Source organism: Nocardioides sp. YIM 152588, from assembly GCF_040191335.1.
GTDB lineage: Bacteria > Actinomycetota > Actinomycetes > Propionibacteriales > Nocardioidaceae > Nocardioides.
In genome coordinates, this window is sequence record NZ_JBEGDJ010000035.1 from 25,389 (window position 1) to 44,081 (window position 18,693).

Genomic DNA, 18,693 nt, shown 5'->3' on the forward strand with positions numbered 1-18,693 from the left:
CCTAGGCGGCGACGGGTACGGCCAACAGCCGCTCGCACTCCGCGATCAGCCGCGCCCGCAGCGGCGCGGCGCGCTCGGTGAACGCGCGCTGCGCGTCGACGTACTCGCGCTTGCCTTCCGGCGTCTCGATCCGGATCGGGTCGAAGCCCAGTGCCGCGATGTCGTACGGCGCCGCCCGCATGTCCATCACCCGGATCTCCCAGGCCAGCTCGAAGCAGTCGGCGACCAGGTCGGAGGAGACCAGCGGGGAGAGCCGGAAGGCGTGCTTGTAGAGATCCATCCCGGCGTGCAGGCAGCCGGGCTGCTCGAACGCGTCGCGGTCGTCGCGGCCGGGGGAGAGGGCGTTGAGCGGCCGTGCGGGGGCGGTGAAGAAGCGGTAGGCGTCGAAGTGGGAGCAGGCGATCCGGTGCCCCTCGACGACCTCGTCGGTGCCGGCCGAGCCCAGGCGCAGCGGCCACGCGTTGTGCCGCAGCTCGTCCTGGGTCTGCCGGTAGACCATCGCCCACTCGTGGAGGCCGAAGCAGCCCAGGTGCGCGGGGCGGGCCGCGGTGGCCCGCAACAGCCGGTGCAGGGTGGTGAGCAGGACCTGCTGCGAGGCGAGGTGCGCCTCTGAGACCGCGGCGGTGGTTTCGAGGCTCGGCGCCGGGGCGCCTCGCACCTCAACCACCGGGCCGTCGGTGGTTGAGGTGCGAGCGAAGCGAGCCTCGAAACCACTCGCGCTCAGCACCTCGTAGCCCTTCAGCCCGGCGTGCTCCTCGGCGCCGGCCAGCGCCACGCCGTACCCCGGGTGCCAGCGGCGCAGCTGCGCCGGGCGGTAGGAGTAGTAGGTGAAGAGGAAGTCGAAGACCGGGTGCTTGGTCCGCGCCTCGCGGCGGGCGAGGTGGGGCGCGGTGTAGCGGTCGATGCGCTCCGCGTGTGACGCGGCCCGCTCCCGCCACTGAGCCCGCTCCAGCACCTCCACAGCGCCCCAGGGTAGGCCGATAGGCTCGCCGGGTGCGCATCGCCAGATTCACCACAGGGGAAGAGCCCGGCTTCGGGATCGTGACCGGGGACCTCGACGAGTTCGGCCAGCTGGGCGACGACGCCCGGATCGTGGCGCTGGCGGGCGACCCGCTCTACGTCGGCATCAAGCTGCTCGAGCAGGAGTACCGCCTCGACCAGGTGCGGCTGCTGGCCCCGGTGCTGCCCCGCAGCAAGGTGGTGGGCATCGGCCGCAACTACGCCGCGCACGCCGCCGAGATGGGCAACGAGGTACCCGAGGAGCCGCTCTTCTTCCTCAAGCCCAACACCAGCGTGGTCGGCCCGGGTGACGCCATCTACTACCCGCGGCAGTCGCAGAACGTGCACTACGAGGGAGAGCTGGCGGTGGTGATCGGCCGGATCTGCCGCGACGTTCCGGCGGAGAACGCGACCGACGTCATCTACGGCTACACGATCGCCAACGACGTCACGGCGCGCGACCTGCAGCGCTCCGACGTGCAGTTCACCCGGGCCAAGGGGTTCGACTCCTTCTGCCCGCTCGGGCCCTGGATCGAGACCGACCTGGACCCGAACGACTTCTCCGAGGGGCGCAAGGTCCAGACCTACCTCAACGGCGACCTGGTGCAGGACGGCACCACCGCCGACATGGTTCACGACATCCCGTCCCTGATCGCCCACGTCTCCAGCGTCATGACGCTGCTGCCGGGCGACGTGATCCTCACCGGCACCCCCGAGGGTGTCGGACCCATGAACATCGACGACGAGGTCGAGGTCACCGTCGAAGGCCTCGGCTCCCTCACGAACAAGGTGGAAGCACGAGCATGAGCACCAGCACCAGCACTCCCGGCGACACCCGCCCGGTCCGGGTCCGGATGGCCCCCTCGCCGACCGGCAGCCCGCACGTCGGCCTCGTCCGCACCGCCCTGTTCAACTGGGCCTTCGCGCGCCACCACGGCGGCACCTTCGTCTTCCGGATCGAGGACACCGACAAGGAGCGCAGCACCGACGAGTCGCTCTCCTCGATCATCGACCTGATGCGCTGGCTCGGGCTGGACTGGGACGAGGGCCCGGAGGTCGGCGGCCCGCACGCGCCGTACCAGCAGAGCGAGCGCTCCGACCTGTACGCCGACGCGCTGGCCCGGCTCAAGGAGAGCAGCCACACCTACGAGTGCTACTGCACCAACGAGGAGGCCGCGGCCCGCCGCAAGGCCGCCGGATCCAAGGTGCAGGGGTACGACGGCTTCTGCCGCGAGCTGAGCGCCGAGCAGGTCGCGGCGTTCGAGGCCGAGGGCCGCAAGCCGGTCGTCCGGTTCCGGATGCCCGACGGGTCGATCACCTGGAACGACCTGGTCCGCGGCGAGGTCACCTTCGAGACCGAGTTCGTGCCGGACTACGCGCTCTGCCGCGCCAACGGCGACCCGCTCTACACGCTGGTCAACCCGGTCGACGACGCGCTGATGGAGATCACGCACGTGCTGCGCGGCGAGGACCTGCTCTCCTCCACCCCGCGCCAGATCGCCCTCTACGAGGCCCTCAAGGAGGTCGGGATCACCGACTCGACCCCCGAGTTCGGCCACCTGCCCTACGTGATGGGCGAGGGCAACAAGAAGCTCTCCAAGCGCGACCCCGAGGCGCACGCGCTGGCCTACCGCGAGCAGGGCTTCCTGCCCGAGGGCCTGCTCAACTACCTGGCCCTGCTGGGCTGGGCGATCGCCGCGGACCGCGACGTGTTCAGCCTGGAGGAGATGGTCGCCGCCTTCGAGATCGGCGACGTCAACCCGAACCCGGCGCGGTTCGACCTGAAGAAGGCCGACGCGATCAACACCGCGCAGATGCGGCTGCTCTCGGTGGAGGAGATCACCCACCGGGCGCTGCCGTTCCTCAAGCGCGACGGCGTCGTCTCCGACCCCGTCAGCGACGCCGACGCCCAGCTGCTGGAGCTGGCGATGCCGCTGGTGGCCGAGCGCGTCAACAAGCTGGCCGAGGTCAGCACGATGCTCGGGTTCCTCTTTGTCGACGAGGACGAGTTCGCCCTCGACGAGGCCGACGCCGCCAAGCTGCTCGACGAGAAGGGCCGCGAGGTCGTCGCCGCCGCGGTCGCCGCGCTCGAAGGGCTGGAGTCGTGGTCCACCGCCGCGATCCAGGAGGCGCTGCAGCAGGCGCTGGTCGAGGACCTCGGCCTCAAGCCGCGGGTCGCCTTCGGCCCGGTCCGCGTCGCCGCCACCGGCCGCCGCGTCTCGCCGCCGCTCTTCGAGTCCCTCGAGCTGCTGGGCCGCGAGCGCAGCCTCGGCCGGCTGCGCCGTGCCGTCGGCTGATCCCCGGCCGGGCGGCCTGCGCTACCACCAGCTGCTGGAGCGCGGGGCCCGCGGGATCTGGCGCACCCCCGTCGGGGTGGTCGTGCTGGTGGTGCTGGTCTTCGGTGGCCAGTTCCTCCTCGTCAACGTCGTCGCGGTCGCCCTCGTGCTGGGCGGCGTCGACGTGGACCGGATCACCGACCTGCTCATGGGCGACCCGGCCACGCCGCTGTTCCTGGCGGTGGTCAACGCCGGCTGGGCGATGGCGATCCCGTCGGTGTGGCTCGTCGTCTGGCTCATCCACCGGCGCCGGCCCGGGTGGGCGGCATCCGTGGCCGGGCGGATCCGGTGGGGATGGCTGGGCGCCTGCTTCGCGGCCGCCGTCGTGGCGCTCGTCGCCACCATCGTGGTCTCGGCGCTGCTGCCGGCGCAGGGCGACGCCTCGATCGAGACCACCGGCGCCCTGAACGACTGGACCGCGCAGACCCGGGACTTCGTGCTGGTCGTGGTGCTGCTCACCCCGCTGCAGGCGGCGGGGGAGGAGTACGCGTTCCGCGGCTACCTCACCCAGGCGGTGGGCCGTCTCGGCGACCGGTGGGGCGACCGGGTCGGGATCACGCTGGCCGTCGTCGTACCGGCCCTCCTGTTCGCGCTGGCCCACGGGCTCGGCCAGGACCTGCCGATCTTCTTCGACCGGTTCGCCTTCGGCGTCGTCGCCGGCGTGCTGACGATCCTCACCGGCGGCCTCGAGGCGGGCATCGCGATGCACGTGCTCAACAACTTCCTGGCGTTCGCGGTGGCGCTCGCGTTCGGGGACATGACCGAGGCGCTGACGCCGACCGACGGCTCGTGGTGGGGCATCCCGGTCACGCTCACCCAGGCGCTGACCTACCTGGCCGGGTGCCTCTTCCTGGCCCGGCTGATGGGGGTGCGGGACCGCGATGGCGGGGCCGTTTTGGAGGCCCAGCGCGCCCGCGTGTAGTGTTTCCCGTCGTTGGCCAGGCCACCGGAAACGGGGGTCGGGCCCGCTCGCCGGAGAGCAATCTCCAGTGGGTTGATGGTCTATGGTGTAATTGGCAGCACGACTGGTTCTGGTCCAGTTAGTCTAGGTTCGAGTCCTAGTAGACCAGCTGAAGAAGAAGCCGGGCAGACGCCCGGCTTCCTCTGTTTTTCGGCCGCTCCGGGCGGGCGCTTCGCGCCGGTCCGGGTTACCCCACATGGGTGGCGACGCCGGGCCGGCGCGCTGCCAGCCTGCGGTGATGGTCACCGCGCCCCTGGAGCATCCGCACCCCGGCTCCGGTACGACGCGCGCCACCGTCGAGGTCGGCGCGATGGCGCTGGCCGTGGTCGTCGGGGCGATCTGCGTCGAGCGCTGCGGGCTCTTCTTCGGCTCGTTCTTCGCGGTCACCGCCGCACTCGCCGCCGTGCTGCTGCGCCGCGGCACGGACGGGATGGTGGCGCTGGTCAACGCGCTGCCCCTGCTGGTGGTCGCCTGGGGCCTCCTCGGCGCCGGCCTCCTCGTGGCCGTCGACCTCGGGCTCCGGTGACGTCTGGGCGGATGGGGGACGCACGTCACAGCCGCGGAGTTCACCCCGATTTGGCCCTCCCGCGGCGGGTCCCCTAATGTTCTACATGTCGCCGCGAGGGAAACCGAGCGGAGGACGCAGATAAGCCCCCGTTGTGTAGCGGCCTAGCACGCCGCCCTCTCAAGGCGGTAGCGCCGGTTCGAATCCGGTCGGGGGTACATCACCTGGAACGGGCCTGATCAGCGGAAACGCTGATCGGGCCCGTTTCTGCTTTTCCGGGCTTGTCCGTGCAGCAGTCCGGTCTTCTCCGGCGAGTCGCCGGACGAGTCCGTTCGGGCTACGGCCTCGTGAACACGTCGTGGTCGCCGACGCGGCGCCACCGGCATCGCAGCTCGCCGTCGATGGTGACGAGCTCGAAGGTGGCGGGGCCGTCGGAGCTGGCGAAGGACCAGGTCATCTCGAGCACACCGTCGGCGCCCTGGACGGACTTCACGCGCAGCGCTGCGGGCCAGGGAGTGGCAGGGTCGGCGGCGTAGGCATTGCAGGCGGGTGCGAGCCTCTCGCGGACGACCTGCTTGAACGTGGCGAGTTGTTCGCGCTTGAGGCGCCGGATGTCGCTGTCGAATGCCGACGTCGTCTCGAACTTCACTCGGCAGCGACGTCGTCGACGTGGGCCAGGAAGTCGTCGACATCGTCATGGGCTTCGACCTCGCCGGCGGCGACGTGGGCGTCGACCTCGCGCTCGCGCTCCTGCCAGTGCTGGGTCCAGAACCAGGCCTGATCGGCGGGGACGGGGAGGGCGGCGCGGAGCTCGAGGACGCCGTCCTCGCGCTCGGTGATCTCGAGCTGCGCGCCTGGCTCATCGAGGTGCATCCGCTCCCGTAGCTCGGCGGGCAGGGCGACGACGCCTCGCCGCTGGAGGCTCACACAGCCGTGGAACCGCTGCTTCGTGCCCATGGCTCCATAGTGCCGCGCCTTGCGGTTTCGCCGTAATGCCGCAATGTTGCGAACCGACGAAGCGGCACGCACTGGCCGGCCGCTGAGGGCTTCGAGAACCGGGCCAGGGGCCAGGAAGTGTGTCGCGTCAGCGGACACACCATCTGGCGTATGGCCCCGTCTGGCCCAGGTTGAGACGCTGAGGGACCAGCCGCCGACCGAGGTCGATCCCGTGAACGTTCCCCCGCGCCGCATCTCCCGCCGCCACCTCACCGCCATCCTGGTCCCGCTGCTGGTCGCCCTGGTGACCGCGGGCGGCCCGCTCCCGCTGCCGGCCGCACCGGCCGGAGCCTCGCCCGGTACCGCCGCCGCCCCCCGCGCCGCCGCTCCGGGCGCCGTCGTCGCGAGGCGCGCGGTCGCACGGCCCGTGGTCACCTCGGTCAAGACCTCCCAGGGGCCCGTGTCCGGCGGGGTCAAGGTCACGATCCGGGGCAAGCGGTTCAAGCGGGTCACGGCGGTCCTGTTCGGCGGCAACAAGGCAAGCAAGGTCAAGGTGCTCGGCCGGACGAAGCTGACCGCGATCAGCCCCCGCCACGCGCCGGGCAAGGTCCAGGTCAAGGTCCGGGTCCGTGGCGGCACGACCAGCAGGAGCCGCCCCTCGGCGGCGTACAGGTACGTCTACGCCAAGCCGGCCCTGGCCGGCGCGGCCCACTCCATCGCCCTGCGCCGCGACGGGACCGTCCTCACCTGGGGCAGCGACCTCTACGACCAGCTCGGCACCACCGCCGACAACGACGACGTGCTGAGTCCGGAGAAGCGCGGCTCGCTCCGCGGCGCCCGGGCGATCGCGGCGGGTTTCGGCCGCACCCTGGTCGTGCACTGGGACGGCCGGGTCCAGGCCCTGGGCTGGGACGTCGACGGCGCCCTCGGCAACGACGACCCCACCCCGGCGGGGAAGCCCCGCTGGGTCAGGGGGATGACCAGCGCCCGGGCCGTCGCCAGCGGGTACGCCTTCTCGATGGCCCTGCGTAAGGACGGCACCGTCTGGACCTGGGGGAACAACGACTTCGGCCAGCTGGGCGACGGCACCGAGGCGGAGCGGCACCGCGCTGGCATCGTGCCCGGCCTGACCGAGGTCGTCGCGATCTCGGCGGGCAACTCCTTCGCGATGGCCCTGCGCAAGGACGGCACCGTCTGGACCTGGGGCGACGGGATCAACGGTCAACTCGGCGACGGCACCGCCGGCGTGGGCACCGAGCGGCACGAGCCCGCCCGGGTGGACGGGCTGGCCGACGTGGTGGCGATCTCGGCCGGACAGAGCGTCGCGCTCGCGGTGCTGGAGGACGGCACGCTCTGGTCCTGGGGCGGCATCCCGCACGGGCAGATCTCCCCGGCCCTGACCCCGGTGCGGATCCCGGGCGTCGAGGACGTGGTGGCGGTCAGCGCGGGGGAGAGCTTCTGGACCGCGGTGCTGGAGGACGGCTCGGTGTGGGGCTGGGGCGACGACACCTTCGGCCAGCGTGGCGACGGCGAGGGGACCTACTCCGACCCGCCGACCGCCGCCCTGGTCATCCCCGCCGCCAGCCGGGTCCTCTCCACCGGGGCGATGCGGGCGCACGTGCTGGGGATGGACCGGGACGGCGTCACCTGGGCGTGGGGGGCCAACTACGACGGTCGGCTCGGCCTCGGACACGACGACGCGCACGGCTTCGTGCCCGAGGCGATCCCCGGGCTCGCCCTGCGCTGACCTGGGGCTCCCGGCTCGGGGGCCCGATGGCCGCCTTGTGGACCCGACCCGCCGGTAGCATCCGCGGCCCCCAGACTCGGTGCATGCGCCAGCTGAGTGCCTTCGACAGCCAGTTCCTGCAGATCGAGTCCGCCACCACGCTGGGCCACATCGGCACGCTGATCACGCTCGATCCCCGGGAGGTCCCCGACTGGGGGATCGGCCGGGTGCGTTCGCTGCTCGCGGAGCGGATCCACCTGGCCCCGGTGTTCCGGCAGCGCCTTGTGCAGGTGCCGTTCCGGCTGACCAGGCCGTACTGGGTGCACGACCCCGCCTTCGACCTGGCCAACCACGTCCGCGAGGTCGGGCTGCCGGCCGAGGGCACCGACGCGCAGCTGGGCGACCTGGTCGCGTTCCTGCACAGCCTCCCGCTCGACCGCTCGCGGCCGCTGTGGGAGGCCTGGGTGATCAGCGGGCTGGCCGGCGGCGGCGCGGCGATCTACACCAAGGTGCACCACTCGGCCGTCGACGGGCTCTCCGGCGCCGAGGTGCTCGCGGCGGTGCTCGACCTCACCCGGGAGCCGCGCGTCGTCGAGCCCGAGGCGCACGGACTCATCCCGCTGCCCGTGCCGAGCCCGCCCGCCCTCGTCGGCCGCGCGGCGAAGGCACTGCTGCGAGCACCCGCGGCGGTGACCGGTGCGACGACCAAGCTCGTCCGCCACCTCGACCAGGTGCCCGGCGCGGCACTGATCCCCACCGCCCGGGTCGTGAGCCGGTCCGCGGACCTGACGGTGCGGGCCTTCGGGGCGCCGGCGCGGGCGCGCACGCCGCGGCTGCTCCGCGCGCCGGACACCCCGCTCAACCGGCCGATCTCCTCCCGCCGCAGCTTCGCCTACGGCTCGCTGGCGCTGGGCGACGTCCGGCGGGTCCGGCGCTTCTCCGGCGGCACGACCAACGACGTGGTGATGGCCCTGTGCGCCAGCGCCCTGCGGCGCTGGCTGCTGGCCCACGACGGCCTCCCCGAGACCCCGCTCGTCGCCGCGGTCCCCGTCTCGACGCGCGCACGGGGGCGCAAGGGGGAGGGCAACGAGATCGCGGTGATGCTCGCCGCCCTGCCCACCCAGGTCGCCGACCCCGTGGAGCGCCTGCGCGGCACCCGCGAGGAGATGAGCCGCGCCAAGGACGACTTCGACGCCTCGCCCGTGGGGCTGCTCCACGACCTGGCCGTGCTCGTGCCGCCGGTGCTGAACGGGTCGGCGGTCAACGCGCTGATGCGGCTCGCGGCGATCCCCGGGGTGCCGTTCAACGTGATGGTGAGCAACGTCCCCGGCCCGCCCCGCGAGCTGTTCGTGGCGGGCGCCCCGGTGACGGGGATGTACCCCGCGTCGGTGATCACCGACCTCACCGGCGCGCTCAACATCACGCTGTTCTCCTACCGCGGCTCGCTGGACTTCGGGCTGATCGCCGACCCGACCGTGGTCCCGGACGTGTGGAGCCTGATCGAGTACCTGCACGAGGCCCTGGCGGAGCTGCTCGAGGCCATCGACGCGCACCAGGAGGCCGCCGCGGACCCCGGCCCGGGCACCTCGTCGTCCGCGCCCTGAGCAGCCTCCCGCCGACCGCTCCGTCACCCCGCGTCGGGGGTCGGACCCGGTACGACGGGGACGCTGACCCGGGCGCGCGCGCCACCGGACGGCGCGCGCTCCAGGTGCAGCGTGCCGTCGGCCCGCTCGACCGTGCGCCGCGTGATGTCGAGGCCGAGGCCGGTCGACGCGCCCGCGCTGACGCCCCGGCGTACCGTCGCGTCCGCGGGGAACCCCGGGCCCTCGTCGTCGACGACGACCTCGACCAGGTCCACCGCCGCGTCGGCGACGCCGACCCGGACCGGGGTGCCGGGCGGCGTGTGGTGCAGGGCGTTGGAGACGAGGGCATCGATCACGGCCTCGAGGTCCTCCGACGCGACGGCCACCCAGCGCGGTCCCGACGGTGCGACCGACGCGGAGAAGCCGCGGCCGCCGTCGCGCGCCACCTCGCCCCAGTCCGCCAGCCGGTCGGCGACGACCGAGCAGAGCTCGCTGGCCGCGTCGGCCGGGGCGGTGGCCCGGCGCATGTCCTCGATGACGTCGGTCAGCGTGCGCTCCAGCCGGTCGACCCGCTGCGCGAGCCGCCGCGCCTCGGGGGAGTCCGGGAGCGCCTCGACCTCCAGGTGCAGCGCGGTGACGGGGGTGCGCAGCCGGTGCGCCAGGTCCGCGCCGGACTCCCGCTCGCGGGCGAGCAGGCCGTCCACCTGGTCGGCCAGCCGGTTCAGGGTGGCCGCCAGCTCGCGGAGCTCGGGAGGCCCGTCGGGCGTCGCGCGGGCGGCGAGGTCTCCGCCGCCGAGCCGCCGGGCGGTCGCGGTCAGCCGGACGGTCGGGGAGGCGATGGAGCGCGCCGCCAGCACGCCGGTCGCGGCGCCGACCAGGACCGCGAAGCCGGTGCTGAGCGCGAGCACGATCAGGATCCGCCGGGGCGTGGAGGCGGTCGCGTCGTCGGCGGCCTCCACCCGGATCACCCGCGTCGCCGACCCACCCGTGGGTACGTCGCCGGTGGGAACGTCGACCGTGATGAGGTCGCCCCGGGTGGTGACCACCCGCTCGCCGCCGAGCGCCCGCTCGACCTGCCGGTCGGGAGCGGCGTCGGTGCCGACCGCCGTACCGTCGCGCCAGAAGACGGCGACGCTGACGCCCTGGTGCGCCTCCTCGAACCGGCCGACCGCGGCCCGGACCTCCGCCGGGGTGGCGTCGGCGTCGACCGCGCTGTCGAACGTGGTGGCGGTGATGACCAGGTCCTGGACCGCAGCGTCGTGGCGCACGGTGCGCAGGAGCAGCAGCAACGGCACCAGGAAGACGAGCACCACCGCGACCGTGGTCAGGGCCATGATCGCCCCGAGCCGCCGCCTCACGGCTCCGCGGGGCGGACGAGCTTCACGCCCACGCCCCGGATCACGTGGATGTACCGCGGCTCGGCGCTCGTCTCGCCGAGCCGGCGGCGCAGCGCCGACACGTGGACGTCGATGGTCGAGTCGGTCGGCGAGACGGGGTGGTCCCAGACCTGCTGGGCGATGGTGCGGCGGGAGACCACCTCGCCGGGGCGGGAGGCGAGCAGGCGCAGCAGCGCGAACTCCTTGGGGCGCAGCTCGATCCGGACCCCGTCCAGCTCGACCTCGTGGGCCGCCGGGTCGACGACGAGCCCGCCGACGTGGATGACCGGGTCGCGATCGGGGCGCTCCCGCCGCAGCAGGGCGTGGATGCGGGCGTCGAGGTGGCGCCCCGAGAACGGCTTGACCACGTAGTCGTCCGCGCCGCCCTCCAGCGCCCGGACGATGGTCGGCTCGTCGTCCCGGGCGGTGGCCACGATGAGCGGCAGGTCGCTGAAGCCGCGGATCATCCGGATCACGTCCAGCCCGTCCAGGTCGGGCAGACCGAGGTCGAGGACCGCCACGTCGGGCGGCTCGTCGACCAGCCTCGCCAGCGCCTCGGAGGCCCGGTGCGCGACGGAGACGAAGCGGCCGCGCTGCCGGAGCACCTGGGCCAGGGAGGCGGCGATCTCCTCGTCGTCCTCGATCAGCAGCACGTGTGTCACGTCGGACCCCTACCGGTGGCGCGGACCGCCCGGGTGGAGCGGCACGCAGCGACGGGCGGACTCGACTCCGATGCTAGTCGAGCCCGCCCGCGCCGGACCGAGGGTCGTCCCCGTCCCCTCCTCGGTCCTGCCCCCGTTCCCCCAGGTCAGGTGTCAGGCGTCGGGGAAGGCGGCCTTCCGGACCTGCTGCTGGCCGAAGTCCGCGGCCCAGCCGCCGTCGTTGTTCTGGGCGTCCCGGAGCAGCAGCCGGGAGTGGGCGTCGTACCGGTCCATCCAGCGCTGGCTGTGAGCGCGGGCCTCCGAGCGCCAGTAGTCGTACTGCATCTTGTACCAGGCGTCGGCCTCCTTCTCGCTCTCCTTGTTCGTCTTCCAGCCGCCCCACGGCGTCCAGTCCTGACGCACCGCGCGGTCCTTCTTGGTGATGTTGATGGTCCGCTCGCGGTAGTCGTTGCCGCGGATCTCACCGATGTTCGCCCGCAGCTCGTAGCTGATGTAGCGGGTGAGCGCGCCCCCGGAGGTCTGCTTGTGGTTGTGGAAGGAGTCGTGGAAGACGTACGACGTCGGGATGTTCCGGTCCTCCAGGTACTTCTGCAGGGTCACCCCGCCGTGCTTGGCCGGGTCGTACCCGTTCGCCATGCCCCGCAGCGCCGGCTCGAGGATGTTCCGGCCCAGGCCGTTGTGGCGGGACCAGCCGTTGCCCTGCACCTGCTGGGTGCTCCAGGCCGAGAGCATCCGCTCCCCGTTCCTGGGCTGGACGACCGGCTCGCCGGTGGGCGGGGTGACGTCCGGGGTCACGCCGGAGGCGTAGAGGCTCATCGTGGCGGCGATGGCGTCGGTGGTGAGCCGGTTGCGGGTGACCGTGACGGTGCCGTCGTGGTCCCACCCGGTCAGCAGGTCGATCGCGGCCAGGCCCTGGGCGTACGACGCCCGGTAGCCGTCGCGGACCTCGTCGATCTGGTCGTAGTAGTCCCAGTCGAAGTCGGTGACCGTCGAGGCGTCGGCCGCCTTCATCATCAGCGGGATCGTGCCGGTGACCGGGTTGGAGGCGAGGAAGTCCAGCTCGCCCATCGAGGTGTTCACGACCAGGGCCATGTCGGAGACGTTCTTCTCCGACGGTGTGAGGTCGTTCTCCACCCAGTCGGCGACCGACCGCGCGGCGGTGTCGATGCGGCTCGCGGCGATCCCCGCCTGGGTGTAGGAGTTGTAGAAGTTCGCCTTGTCCTGTCCGTGCAGCACCTCGTGCATCAGCTGCAGGATCCGGGTCACGTCGGCCTGCAGGGCGGAGATCGAGGTGCCGAGCTGGCGCAGCGCGTCGGTGAGGTCGGCGCCCGAGCCCAGCCCCAGGCCGGCGATCACCTCGTCGAAGGCCCAGCCGGTCCCCGAGGAGAACGCCTCGCTCAGCAGCCGGCCGCCGAACTCCTTCGCCAGGGTGGTCGGCCCGGCGTTCTCTGCGGCCGCGGTCGGGGCGGGGTCGGCGAGCATCCCGTCGGCGCGGAGCCGGTCCAGCGCCGCCTCCACCCGCCTCTCGTGCTTCTCCCGGTCCTCGGCGGAGTAGGCGGCGCTCGCGGCCGGCGGCTCGGTGGCGGCGACCGCCGCCCCCAGGTCGACGGCCGAGAGGGCGAGCGGCGTGCTGATCAGCAGGACCGCCGCGCGCAGCGTGGTGCGCCTGAGCGGGGACCGGCCGGGCGTCCGGGTGGGGCCGGTCGGGGTGTCGTGCTCGGTCGGGTGGATGGTGCTCATCGCGTCCTCTCGGTGGTGAGGCCCCGGGCTGGGATCGCCTCTGATTCCACTGTCGAGGAGCGCCGCTGAGCGCGACCTGCGGCGAACCTGAACTCTTCCTCAACCGCCCGGCGACGACCGGGCCCGCTGGGCCTACGCCGAGGCCGGCAGCGTGTTCAGCGCCGCGACCAGTCCGGCCTCGGACATCTCCGCCTCCTCCGCCTCCCGCACGACCCGCCCGCCGCGCATCAGCAGCACCCGGTCGCACAGCTCGGCGAGCTCCAGCATGTCGGTGGAGCAGATCAGCACGGCGCAGCCGCGACCGGCCAGGCGGCGCACGATCGCGTGCAGCTCGGCGCGCGCACCGACGTCGACGCCGCGGGTCGGGTCGTCGAGCAGGAAGAGGCTCGGCTCGAGCTGCAGCCACTTGGCGAGGACGACCTTCTGCTGGTTGCCGCCGGAGAGCGCCGACACCCGGGTGTCGACGTACCCGTTGATGTGGAGCTCCTCGACCCAGCGCTGCGCGGTGTCGCGGAGCCGCTGCGTGCGCAGGACGGCCGGACCCTGGCCGTTGGTCAGTGCCTGCGCGGCGGTGATGTTCTCCCAGACGGTCTGGTCGAGCATCAGGCCCAGGCGCTTGCGGTCGCTGGGGATCAGCGCCATGCCCTGCCCGATGGCGGCCGCGGTGCTCCGCGGCAGCCGCGTCGACCCCGAGGGGAGCCGGACGTCGCCGCGGGCCCGGCGCCGGCGCCCCCACAGGGTGTCGAGCACGACCGGGGGGCCGTCGCCCTCGAACCCGGCGAGCCCGACGATCTCGCCGACGCCCACGTCGAACGAGACGCCGGCGATCTCGTCGCCGACGGTCAGGTCCCGCACTCGGAGCGCCGTCCGGCGGTCGGCGCGTGCGGGGCCCGCGCGTCCCTCGGCCTGGGGCACCTCCTCCACCCCGAGCATGGCGTGCACCATGTCGCTGACGGTGAGCCGGGCCGCGGGCTCGTCGGTCAGGGCGTTGCGCCCGTCGCGCAGCACCGTGACGCGGTCCGCCACCGACGCCACCTCCTGGAGGAAGTGGGACACGTAGAGCACCGCGACGCCGACGTCGCGGATCCGGCGTACGACGTCCAGCAGCCGCCCGGTCGTCGCCACGTTCAGCGCCGAGGTCGGCTCGTCGAGGATCAGCACGCGGGGCTCGGGGATCAGCGCGCGGGTGATCTCGACCAGCTGCTGCTCGGCCAGGCTCAGGGTGCCGAGGCGGCGGTCGAGCGGGATGTCGACGCCGAGGGCCTCCAGGTGCGGCGCGGCGGCGCGCGCCATCGCCCGGCGGTCCACGAACCCGCCGCGGGTCGGCGGGTCGTGGACGAAGAGGTTCGTCAGCACGTCCAGGTCGGGGAACAGGTTCAGCTCCTGGGAGACCACCGCGATCCCGTGGCGGCGGGCCGCGCGCGGGTTGTCGATCCGGATGGGCTCCCCGGACAGGGTGAGCTCCCCCTCGTCGTGGCCGGTGACGCCGGCGATGATCTTCACCAGCGACGACTTGCCCGCGCCGTTCTCGCCGAGGAGCGCGTGCACCTCGCCGGCACGGAGCACGAGCTCCGCACCGGCGAGGGCACTCACCCCGCCGTACCGCTTGGAGACGCCGCGCGCGGCGAAGACCTCAGCGGGCATCCTCGTAGGGCTCCGTGTAGTCCCCGATGTTGGCGACGATGTCCTGGGCCTCGGGCGCGATCTGCTCGTGCCGGCCCTCCTGGGAGGCCTGGCGCTCGATGATCTTGTCGATGTTGGAGCTGTCGACGACCAGCCCCGGCACCCGGATCCAGCCCTCGGCGATCGCCTTGTCCTGGGTCGCGTACTCGCCGAGCATCTCCATCGCGACGTAGCCCTTGAGGTAGTGCTCGGGGGAGACCGTGCAGAAGTTGATGCCGTCCTTGACCGCCTGCAGCGTCTGGTCGTCGAGGTCGAAGCCGGCGGTCAGGTAGTCGCCGCCCTCCTGCTTCTTGATCCGCGCCAGCGAGTAGCTGTCGGCGTCCCCGACGCCGAGGAACGCCAGGGCCCCCTTGTTGGACCGCACCAGCGAGGACCACGCGTTGTAGCTCTTGCCCGGGTCGGAGAAGGTCTCGTAGGGGCCCTTGATCGTGACCTTCGGAGCCATGTCCGCGAACGTGTCCTTGATGCCCTGGGCGCGGGAGTCGAGCACCGGGACGCCGGGGTTGGGCACGCCGAGGACGACCACGCCCGAGGGGTCGGAGTCCATCCGCTTGATCGCCTCCTTCGCCAGGGTCGCGCCGAGGTCGTAGTTGTCGTTGCCGACGTAGGTGGTGATCTTGCTGCCGGGCAGGCCGATCGTGTCGAGCGCGATCACCGGCGTGCCGTCGTCGATGGCCTGGGCGGAGGTCCGCACGAACAGGTCGGGCGCGAGGTTCTCCAGGACGATGCCGTCGGGCGCCTTGACCAGGGTGTTCTGGAAGATCTGCACCTCCTGCGGGCCGTCGGTCGTCGCCGGTCCGGCGACGGTGAGGTCGATGCCGCCGACGTCGTCGGCGGCCGCCTGCGCCCCGTCCGCCATCTCGCGGGCGAAGTTGAGACTGATGTTGGCCACGACGATCCCGAGCTTCTTGTTGCCCCCGCTGTCGCTGCTCGACCCGGAGGCGCAGGCGGCCAGGGCGAGGCAGGCGGCGAGGCAGGCTGCGAGCAGCACGGCGGCGCGTCGGGATGGGATGCGTTTCATGGTGGCGACTCCTAGCGGTGAGTCGGGTGACCGGGATGGCGGTCACCCCGGTGGGGCGCCGCGGATGCGGCGGAGGAAGGCGTCGACGGCGACGGCGAGCAGGATCACCACGCCGGTGGCGAAGGTCGTCCAGTTGATCGGGACGCCGAAGAAGACGAGCGCGGCGGCCACGACGCTGAGGATCAGGGCGCCGAGCGCGGCGCCGGGGATCGAGCCGCTCCCGCCGCGCAGCGGCGTGCCGCCGATGATGCAGGCCGCGATCGCCAGCAGCTCGTAGCCGGCGCCGACGGTCGGGTCGCCGGAGGCGAAGAAGGCGGTGGTGAGCACGCCCGCGACGCCCGCGCACAGGCCCGTCACGACGAGGACCTTGATCCGGACCCGGTCGTGGCGGATCCCCGAGAAGGCGGCCGCCTCGGGGTTGGAGCCGATCGCGCGCACCTGCCCGCCGAACCGGGTCCGGGTGAACACGAAGGTGAGCGCGGTCGCGAGCAGGACCAGCACCCACAGGGCCGCGGGGATGCCGAGGATGTCCCCGCCGAGCACCTGCACGAACGAGCTGTCCACCGGTACGCCGCCGACCTGGCGTCCGTCGGAGATGGCCAGCGCCAGCCCGCGGTAGACCGACATCGTGCCCAGGGTGGCGATGAAGGACGGCACCCGCGTGTAGGTGACGAAGAGCCCGGTGCCGAGCCCGCACAGGCCGGAGACCACCAGGCCCGCGGCGGCCGCGGCCCAGGGGTTCCAGCCGTCGCGCATGAGCACGGCGGAGAAGACGATCGTGAGCGCGTAGGTGCCGCCGACCGACAGGTCGACCTCGCGCATGGACAGGGCGAAGACCATGCCGAGCGCCATGATGCCGACGTAGCAGGACTGCCGCGCGGTCTCCACGAGGTTGTCGACCAGCAGGAAGTCCGGGTTGAAGAACCCGACCACGGCGACCATCAGCACCAGGGAGATGACGACACCGAGCTCGTCACCGACCAGCCGCGCGACGACGCGCCGCAGAAGGCTCGGGCGGGCCGGCACGCGCCGGCCGTCGGACCCGGCTGACCTACGGGCTTCGGTCACAATCACGCCACTCCTCGCCCAACGGTGTGGACAGGTGCTGCCACCAGATGTTCACTGGGGTGCCTCAGAGTGATCGCCGTCACACCACGGGCACAATCGGGCCATTCCGCTCAGCGGATCCGGTTCGGCCACGACAAGGGGAAGTCGGATGCCTTCCGGTACCTCCGGACACGAATCGCAGCCCGGCGCCGCGCCGAAGTCGGTCGTCGCCCGCGCGCTCTCGCTCCTCGACGCGTTCGGGGCCGACGACGTCGAGCTCACGCTCTCCGACCTGTGCGAGCGAACCGGGCTGCCGAAGACCACGGTCCACCGGTTCGTCGGCGAGCTGGTCGAGTGGGGCGCGCTGGAGCGCAGCCGCTACGGCCTGCGGCTCGGCTTCCGCCTCTTCAGCCTCGGCGAGCAGGTGGCGCGCTACCAGCGGCTCCGCGACCTGTCGACGCCGTTCCTGGAGGACCTCTACGAGGCGACCCGGGAGAGCGCGCACCTCGCGGTCCTCGACGGCTCCGAGGTGCTCTACCTGGCGAAGGTGCGGGGACACGGCTCGACGCCCACCCTCAGCCGGATCGGCGGACGCCTGCCGAGCCACTGCACCGGCGTGGGCAAGGCGCTCCTCAGCGTGGGTCCGCAGGAGTCGCTCGAGGACCGCCTCTCCGCCGGTCTGCCCCGCCTCACCCCGCACACCGTCGTCACGCCCGGGTTGCTCGAGCGCGACCTCAACGCGTCGCGGGAGCGCGGCTACAGCATCGACCGCGAGGAGACCCGGATGGGCATCGTCTCGGTCGCCGCACCGATCCTCGACCGGCGCGCCGAGCCGGTGGCCGCGATCGCGGTGGCCGGGCGGACGCACAACATCCGCGTGGACAGGATCGCCACGTCGGTGCAGTCCGCCGCGGCCCGGCTCTCGGCGGCGATCGGCGGCCCCGGCGCCTGACGGCCGGGAGGCCCGCGGCGCGTGGGTTCCGATGAACGGGATGGTCGGCGCGACATCCGCGCCCGTCCCGGCCGATCATCGCGAGGTGGCCGGTCACCCGGCCGACGGTCCGACGGTTGCGGGAGGTGCAGGCCCGGTGCGTGCTCCACAGGCGGTCGTCGAGGTCCTGCGGTCCGAGGGCGTCGACCGGGTCTTCGGCAACCCCGGCACCACCGAGCTCCCGTTCCTCGACGCGCTGGTCGACGGCGGGATCGACTACGTGCTCGGGCTGCACGAGGGGAGCCTGGTCGCGACGGCCGACGGCTACGCCCGCGCCACCGGCCGCACCGCCGTCGTCAACCTGCACGTGGCCGCGGGCCTGGCCAACGGCCTGATCGGGATGCTCAACGCGCGACGTTCGCGGACCCCGCTGGTGGTCACCGCGGGTCAGCAGGACCGGCGCCACCTGCTGCAGGAGCCGATGCTCTCCGGCGACCTCGTCGCCCTGGCCGCGGGCGCCAGCAAGTGGGCGGTCGAGGTCGGCCGGGTGGAGGACCTGGTCCCGATCCTGCGCCGGGCGTTCGCGCTCGCCGCGACCCCGCCCGCCGGGCCGGTCTTCGTCTCCCTGCCGATGGACCTGTTCGGCGAGCCCGCCGAGCTGACCGTGGACCCCGTGCTCGCCCGCCCGCGCGGGCCGGGGTCGCCCGACGTCGCCGAGGCCCGCGCGCGGCTGCTCGCCGCGCGCTCGCCCGCGGTCGTCGCGGGCGACGGGGTGGGCCGCGCCCACGCCGTACCGGAGCTGGTGGCGGTGGCCGAGGCGCTCGGCGCCGTCGCCTACCACCAGCCGATGCACGACGCGGTCGACTTCCCGTTCAGCCACCCGTTGCACGCCGGCATGCTCCCGCCGACCAACGAGGGGAGCCGGACGGTGCTGGCCGAGCACGACGTCGTGCTCCTGGCCGGGGCCCGGTTCTGGCCCCACCACTACACGCCGGGGCCGCCGCTGCCCGACGGGACCGCGGTCATCCAGGTCGACGACGAGGCCGACCAGCTCGGGCGGCCGGTGCCGGCCGACCTCGCCCTCGGCGGGGACCTGCGGGCCAACCTCGCGGCGCTGGCCGCGGGCCTCGGCTCCGGGAGCGCCGAGTCGGCGGCCCGCGCCGCGGCCGTCGAGGCGCGGACCCTCG

General features: G+C 73.1%; 17 protein-coding genes and 2 tRNA genes. 10 read left to right on the top strand and 9 right to left on the bottom strand.

What is annotated here, in order from left to right; translation table 11 throughout:
- Position 1: 1 nt before the first annotated feature.
- On the bottom strand, positions 2 to 961 hold the full coding sequence (locus tag ABLM29_RS15700) for a 3-methyladenine DNA glycosylase (RefSeq protein WP_349715124.1): 960 nt from the start codon (positions 959 to 961) through the stop codon (positions 2 to 4).
- Between the two features lie 32 nt (positions 962 to 993).
- Between ABLM29_RS15700 and ABLM29_RS15705 the strand changes: the two genes are divergently transcribed.
- The 6 genes from ABLM29_RS15705 (at position 994) to ABLM29_RS15730 (ending at position 5,019) form a co-directional block, all read left to right on the top strand.
- Complete coding sequence (locus ABLM29_RS15705; RefSeq protein WP_349715125.1) at positions 994 to 1,806, top strand: fumarylacetoacetate hydrolase family protein; 813 nt, start codon at positions 994 to 996, stop codon at positions 1,804 to 1,806.
- Entirely contained in the window at positions 1,803 to 3,296 is a 1,494-nt protein-coding gene (gene gltX / locus ABLM29_RS15710) for a glutamate--tRNA ligase (protein WP_349715126.1), read from the top strand. Before ABLM29_RS15705 ends, gltX begins: the two co-directional genes overlap by 4 nt.
- The gene (locus ABLM29_RS15715; RefSeq protein ID WP_349715127.1) at positions 3,283 to 4,257 is read left to right on the top strand and encodes a CPBP family intramembrane glutamic endopeptidase; all 975 of its coding nucleotides are present in this window, start codon (positions 3,283 to 3,285) and stop codon (positions 4,255 to 4,257) included. The genes gltX and ABLM29_RS15715 overlap by 14 nt, the downstream gene beginning before the upstream one ends.
- 76 nt (positions 4,258 to 4,333) lie before the next feature.
- Positions 4,334 to 4,405 (top strand) — tRNA-Gln (locus ABLM29_RS15720).
- Positions 4,406 to 4,534: 129 nt separating this feature from the next.
- Positions 4,535 to 4,822, top strand: a complete 288-nt coding sequence (locus ABLM29_RS15725; RefSeq protein WP_349715129.1) for a hypothetical protein — start codon at positions 4,535 to 4,537, stop codon at positions 4,820 to 4,822.
- A 124-nt stretch (positions 4,823 to 4,946) separates the two neighbouring features.
- Positions 4,947 to 5,019, top strand: a tRNA-Glu gene (locus ABLM29_RS15730).
- Between the two features lie 119 nt (positions 5,020 to 5,138).
- On the opposite strand, the gene ABLM29_RS15735 is transcribed toward ABLM29_RS15730, so the two are convergent.
- Together ABLM29_RS15735 and ABLM29_RS15740 are read right to left on the bottom strand one after the other, a co-directional pair.
- Positions 5,139 to 5,450: a hypothetical protein gene (locus ABLM29_RS15735; RefSeq protein WP_349715130.1), complete on the bottom strand. Its 312-nt coding sequence runs from the start codon at positions 5,448 to 5,450 to the stop codon at positions 5,139 to 5,141.
- The gene (locus ABLM29_RS15740) at positions 5,447 to 5,758 is read right to left on the bottom strand and encodes an AbrB/MazE/SpoVT family DNA-binding domain-containing protein (RefSeq protein ID WP_349715131.1); all 312 of its coding nucleotides are present in this window, start codon (positions 5,756 to 5,758) and stop codon (positions 5,447 to 5,449) included. The genes ABLM29_RS15735 and ABLM29_RS15740 overlap by 4 nt, the downstream gene beginning before the upstream one ends.
- A gap of 211 nt (positions 5,759 to 5,969) precedes the next feature.
- Here ABLM29_RS15740 and ABLM29_RS15745 point away from each other — a divergent pair, with 211 nt between their 5' ends.
- Both ABLM29_RS15745 and ABLM29_RS15750 read left to right on the top strand, forming a co-directional pair.
- The gene (locus tag ABLM29_RS15745; RefSeq protein ID WP_349715132.1) at positions 5,970 to 7,484 is read left to right on the top strand and encodes an RCC1 domain-containing protein; all 1,515 of its coding nucleotides are present in this window, start codon (positions 5,970 to 5,972) and stop codon (positions 7,482 to 7,484) included.
- An 83-nt stretch (positions 7,485 to 7,567) separates the two neighbouring features.
- Positions 7,568 to 9,067 (top strand): WS/DGAT/MGAT family O-acyltransferase, encoded by a 1,500-nt coding sequence (locus ABLM29_RS15750; protein WP_349715133.1) that lies wholly within the window; start codon positions 7,568 to 7,570, stop codon positions 9,065 to 9,067.
- A gap of 23 nt (positions 9,068 to 9,090) precedes the next feature.
- Here the strand turns inward: ABLM29_RS15750 and ABLM29_RS15755 are convergent, their stop codons facing one another.
- The 6 genes from ABLM29_RS15755 to ABLM29_RS15780 all read right to left on the bottom strand — a co-directional run bounded on the left by ABLM29_RS15755 (position 9,091) and on the right by ABLM29_RS15780 (position 16,554).
- Positions 9,091 to 10,380 (bottom strand): sensor histidine kinase, encoded by a 1,290-nt coding sequence (locus ABLM29_RS15755; protein ID WP_349715135.1) that lies wholly within the window; start codon positions 10,378 to 10,380, stop codon positions 9,091 to 9,093.
- 20 nt (positions 10,381 to 10,400) lie between these two features.
- Positions 10,401 to 11,084: a response regulator transcription factor gene (locus tag ABLM29_RS15760; RefSeq protein WP_349715136.1), complete on the bottom strand. Its 684-nt coding sequence runs from the start codon at positions 11,082 to 11,084 to the stop codon at positions 10,401 to 10,403.
- A gap of 153 nt (positions 11,085 to 11,237) precedes the next feature.
- The gene (locus tag ABLM29_RS15765) at positions 11,238 to 12,824 is read right to left on the bottom strand and encodes a hypothetical protein (protein ID WP_349715138.1); all 1,587 of its coding nucleotides are present in this window, start codon (positions 12,822 to 12,824) and stop codon (positions 11,238 to 11,240) included.
- Positions 12,825 to 12,956: 132 nt separating this feature from the next.
- Positions 12,957 to 14,468 carry a sugar ABC transporter ATP-binding protein gene (locus tag ABLM29_RS15770; RefSeq protein ID WP_349715139.1) on the bottom strand — a complete coding sequence of 504 codons (1,512 nt, stop codon included), beginning with the start codon at positions 14,466 to 14,468 and terminating at the stop codon, positions 12,957 to 12,959.
- On the bottom strand, positions 14,458 to 15,528 hold the full coding sequence (locus ABLM29_RS15775) for a sugar ABC transporter substrate-binding protein (protein ID WP_349715140.1): 1,071 nt from the start codon (positions 15,526 to 15,528) through the stop codon (positions 14,458 to 14,460). Before ABLM29_RS15775 ends, ABLM29_RS15770 begins: the two co-directional genes overlap by 11 nt.
- A gap of 42 nt (positions 15,529 to 15,570) precedes the next feature.
- Positions 15,571 to 16,554 (bottom strand): ABC transporter permease, encoded by a 984-nt coding sequence (locus tag ABLM29_RS15780; protein ID WP_349715141.1) that lies wholly within the window; start codon positions 16,552 to 16,554, stop codon positions 15,571 to 15,573.
- Positions 16,555 to 16,744: 190 nt separating this feature from the next.
- Here ABLM29_RS15780 and ABLM29_RS15785 point away from each other — a divergent pair, with 190 nt between their 5' ends.
- Together ABLM29_RS15785 and ABLM29_RS15790 are read left to right on the top strand one after the other, a co-directional pair.
- Positions 16,745 to 17,527 carry an IclR family transcriptional regulator gene (locus ABLM29_RS15785; protein ID WP_349715143.1) on the top strand — a complete coding sequence of 261 codons (783 nt, stop codon included), beginning with the start codon at positions 16,745 to 16,747 and terminating at the stop codon, positions 17,525 to 17,527.
- A gap of 136 nt (positions 17,528 to 17,663) precedes the next feature.
- On the top strand, positions 17,664 to 18,693 hold a 1,030-nt coding region (locus ABLM29_RS15790), incomplete at its 3' end, for a thiamine pyrophosphate-binding protein (protein ID WP_349715145.1).

What these genes read in the sequence shown, in the direction of transcription:
- gltX (WP_349715126.1), top strand. Translation starts at nt 1,803, where the DNA reads ATGAGCACCAGCACCAGCACTCCCGGCGACACCCGCCCGGTCCGGGTC.
- ABLM29_RS15725 (WP_349715129.1), top strand. Translation starts at nt 4,535, where the DNA reads ATGGTCACCGCGCCCCTGGAGCATCCGCACCCCGGCTCCGGTACGACG.
- ABLM29_RS15740 (WP_349715131.1), bottom strand. Translation starts at nt 5,758, where the DNA reads ATGGGCACGAAGCAGCGGTTCCACGGCTGTGTGAGCCTCCAGCGGCGA.
- ABLM29_RS15750 (WP_349715133.1), top strand. Translation starts at nt 7,568, where the DNA reads ATGCGCCAGCTGAGTGCCTTCGACAGCCAGTTCCTGCAGATCGAGTCC.
- ABLM29_RS15755 (WP_349715135.1), bottom strand. Translation starts at nt 10,380, where the DNA reads ATGGCCCTGACCACGGTCGCGGTGGTGCTCGTCTTCCTGGTGCCGTTG.
- ABLM29_RS15765 (WP_349715138.1), bottom strand. Translation starts at nt 12,824, where the DNA reads ATGAGCACCATCCACCCGACCGAGCACGACACCCCGACCGGCCCCACC.
- ABLM29_RS15770 (WP_349715139.1), bottom strand. Translation starts at nt 14,468, where the DNA reads ATGCCCGCTGAGGTCTTCGCCGCGCGCGGCGTCTCCAAGCGGTACGGC.
- ABLM29_RS15775 (WP_349715140.1), bottom strand. Translation starts at nt 15,528, where the DNA reads ATGAAACGCATCCCATCCCGACGCGCCGCCGTGCTGCTCGCAGCCTGC.
- ABLM29_RS15785 (WP_349715143.1), top strand. Translation starts at nt 16,745, where the DNA reads ATGCCTTCCGGTACCTCCGGACACGAATCGCAGCCCGGCGCCGCGCCG.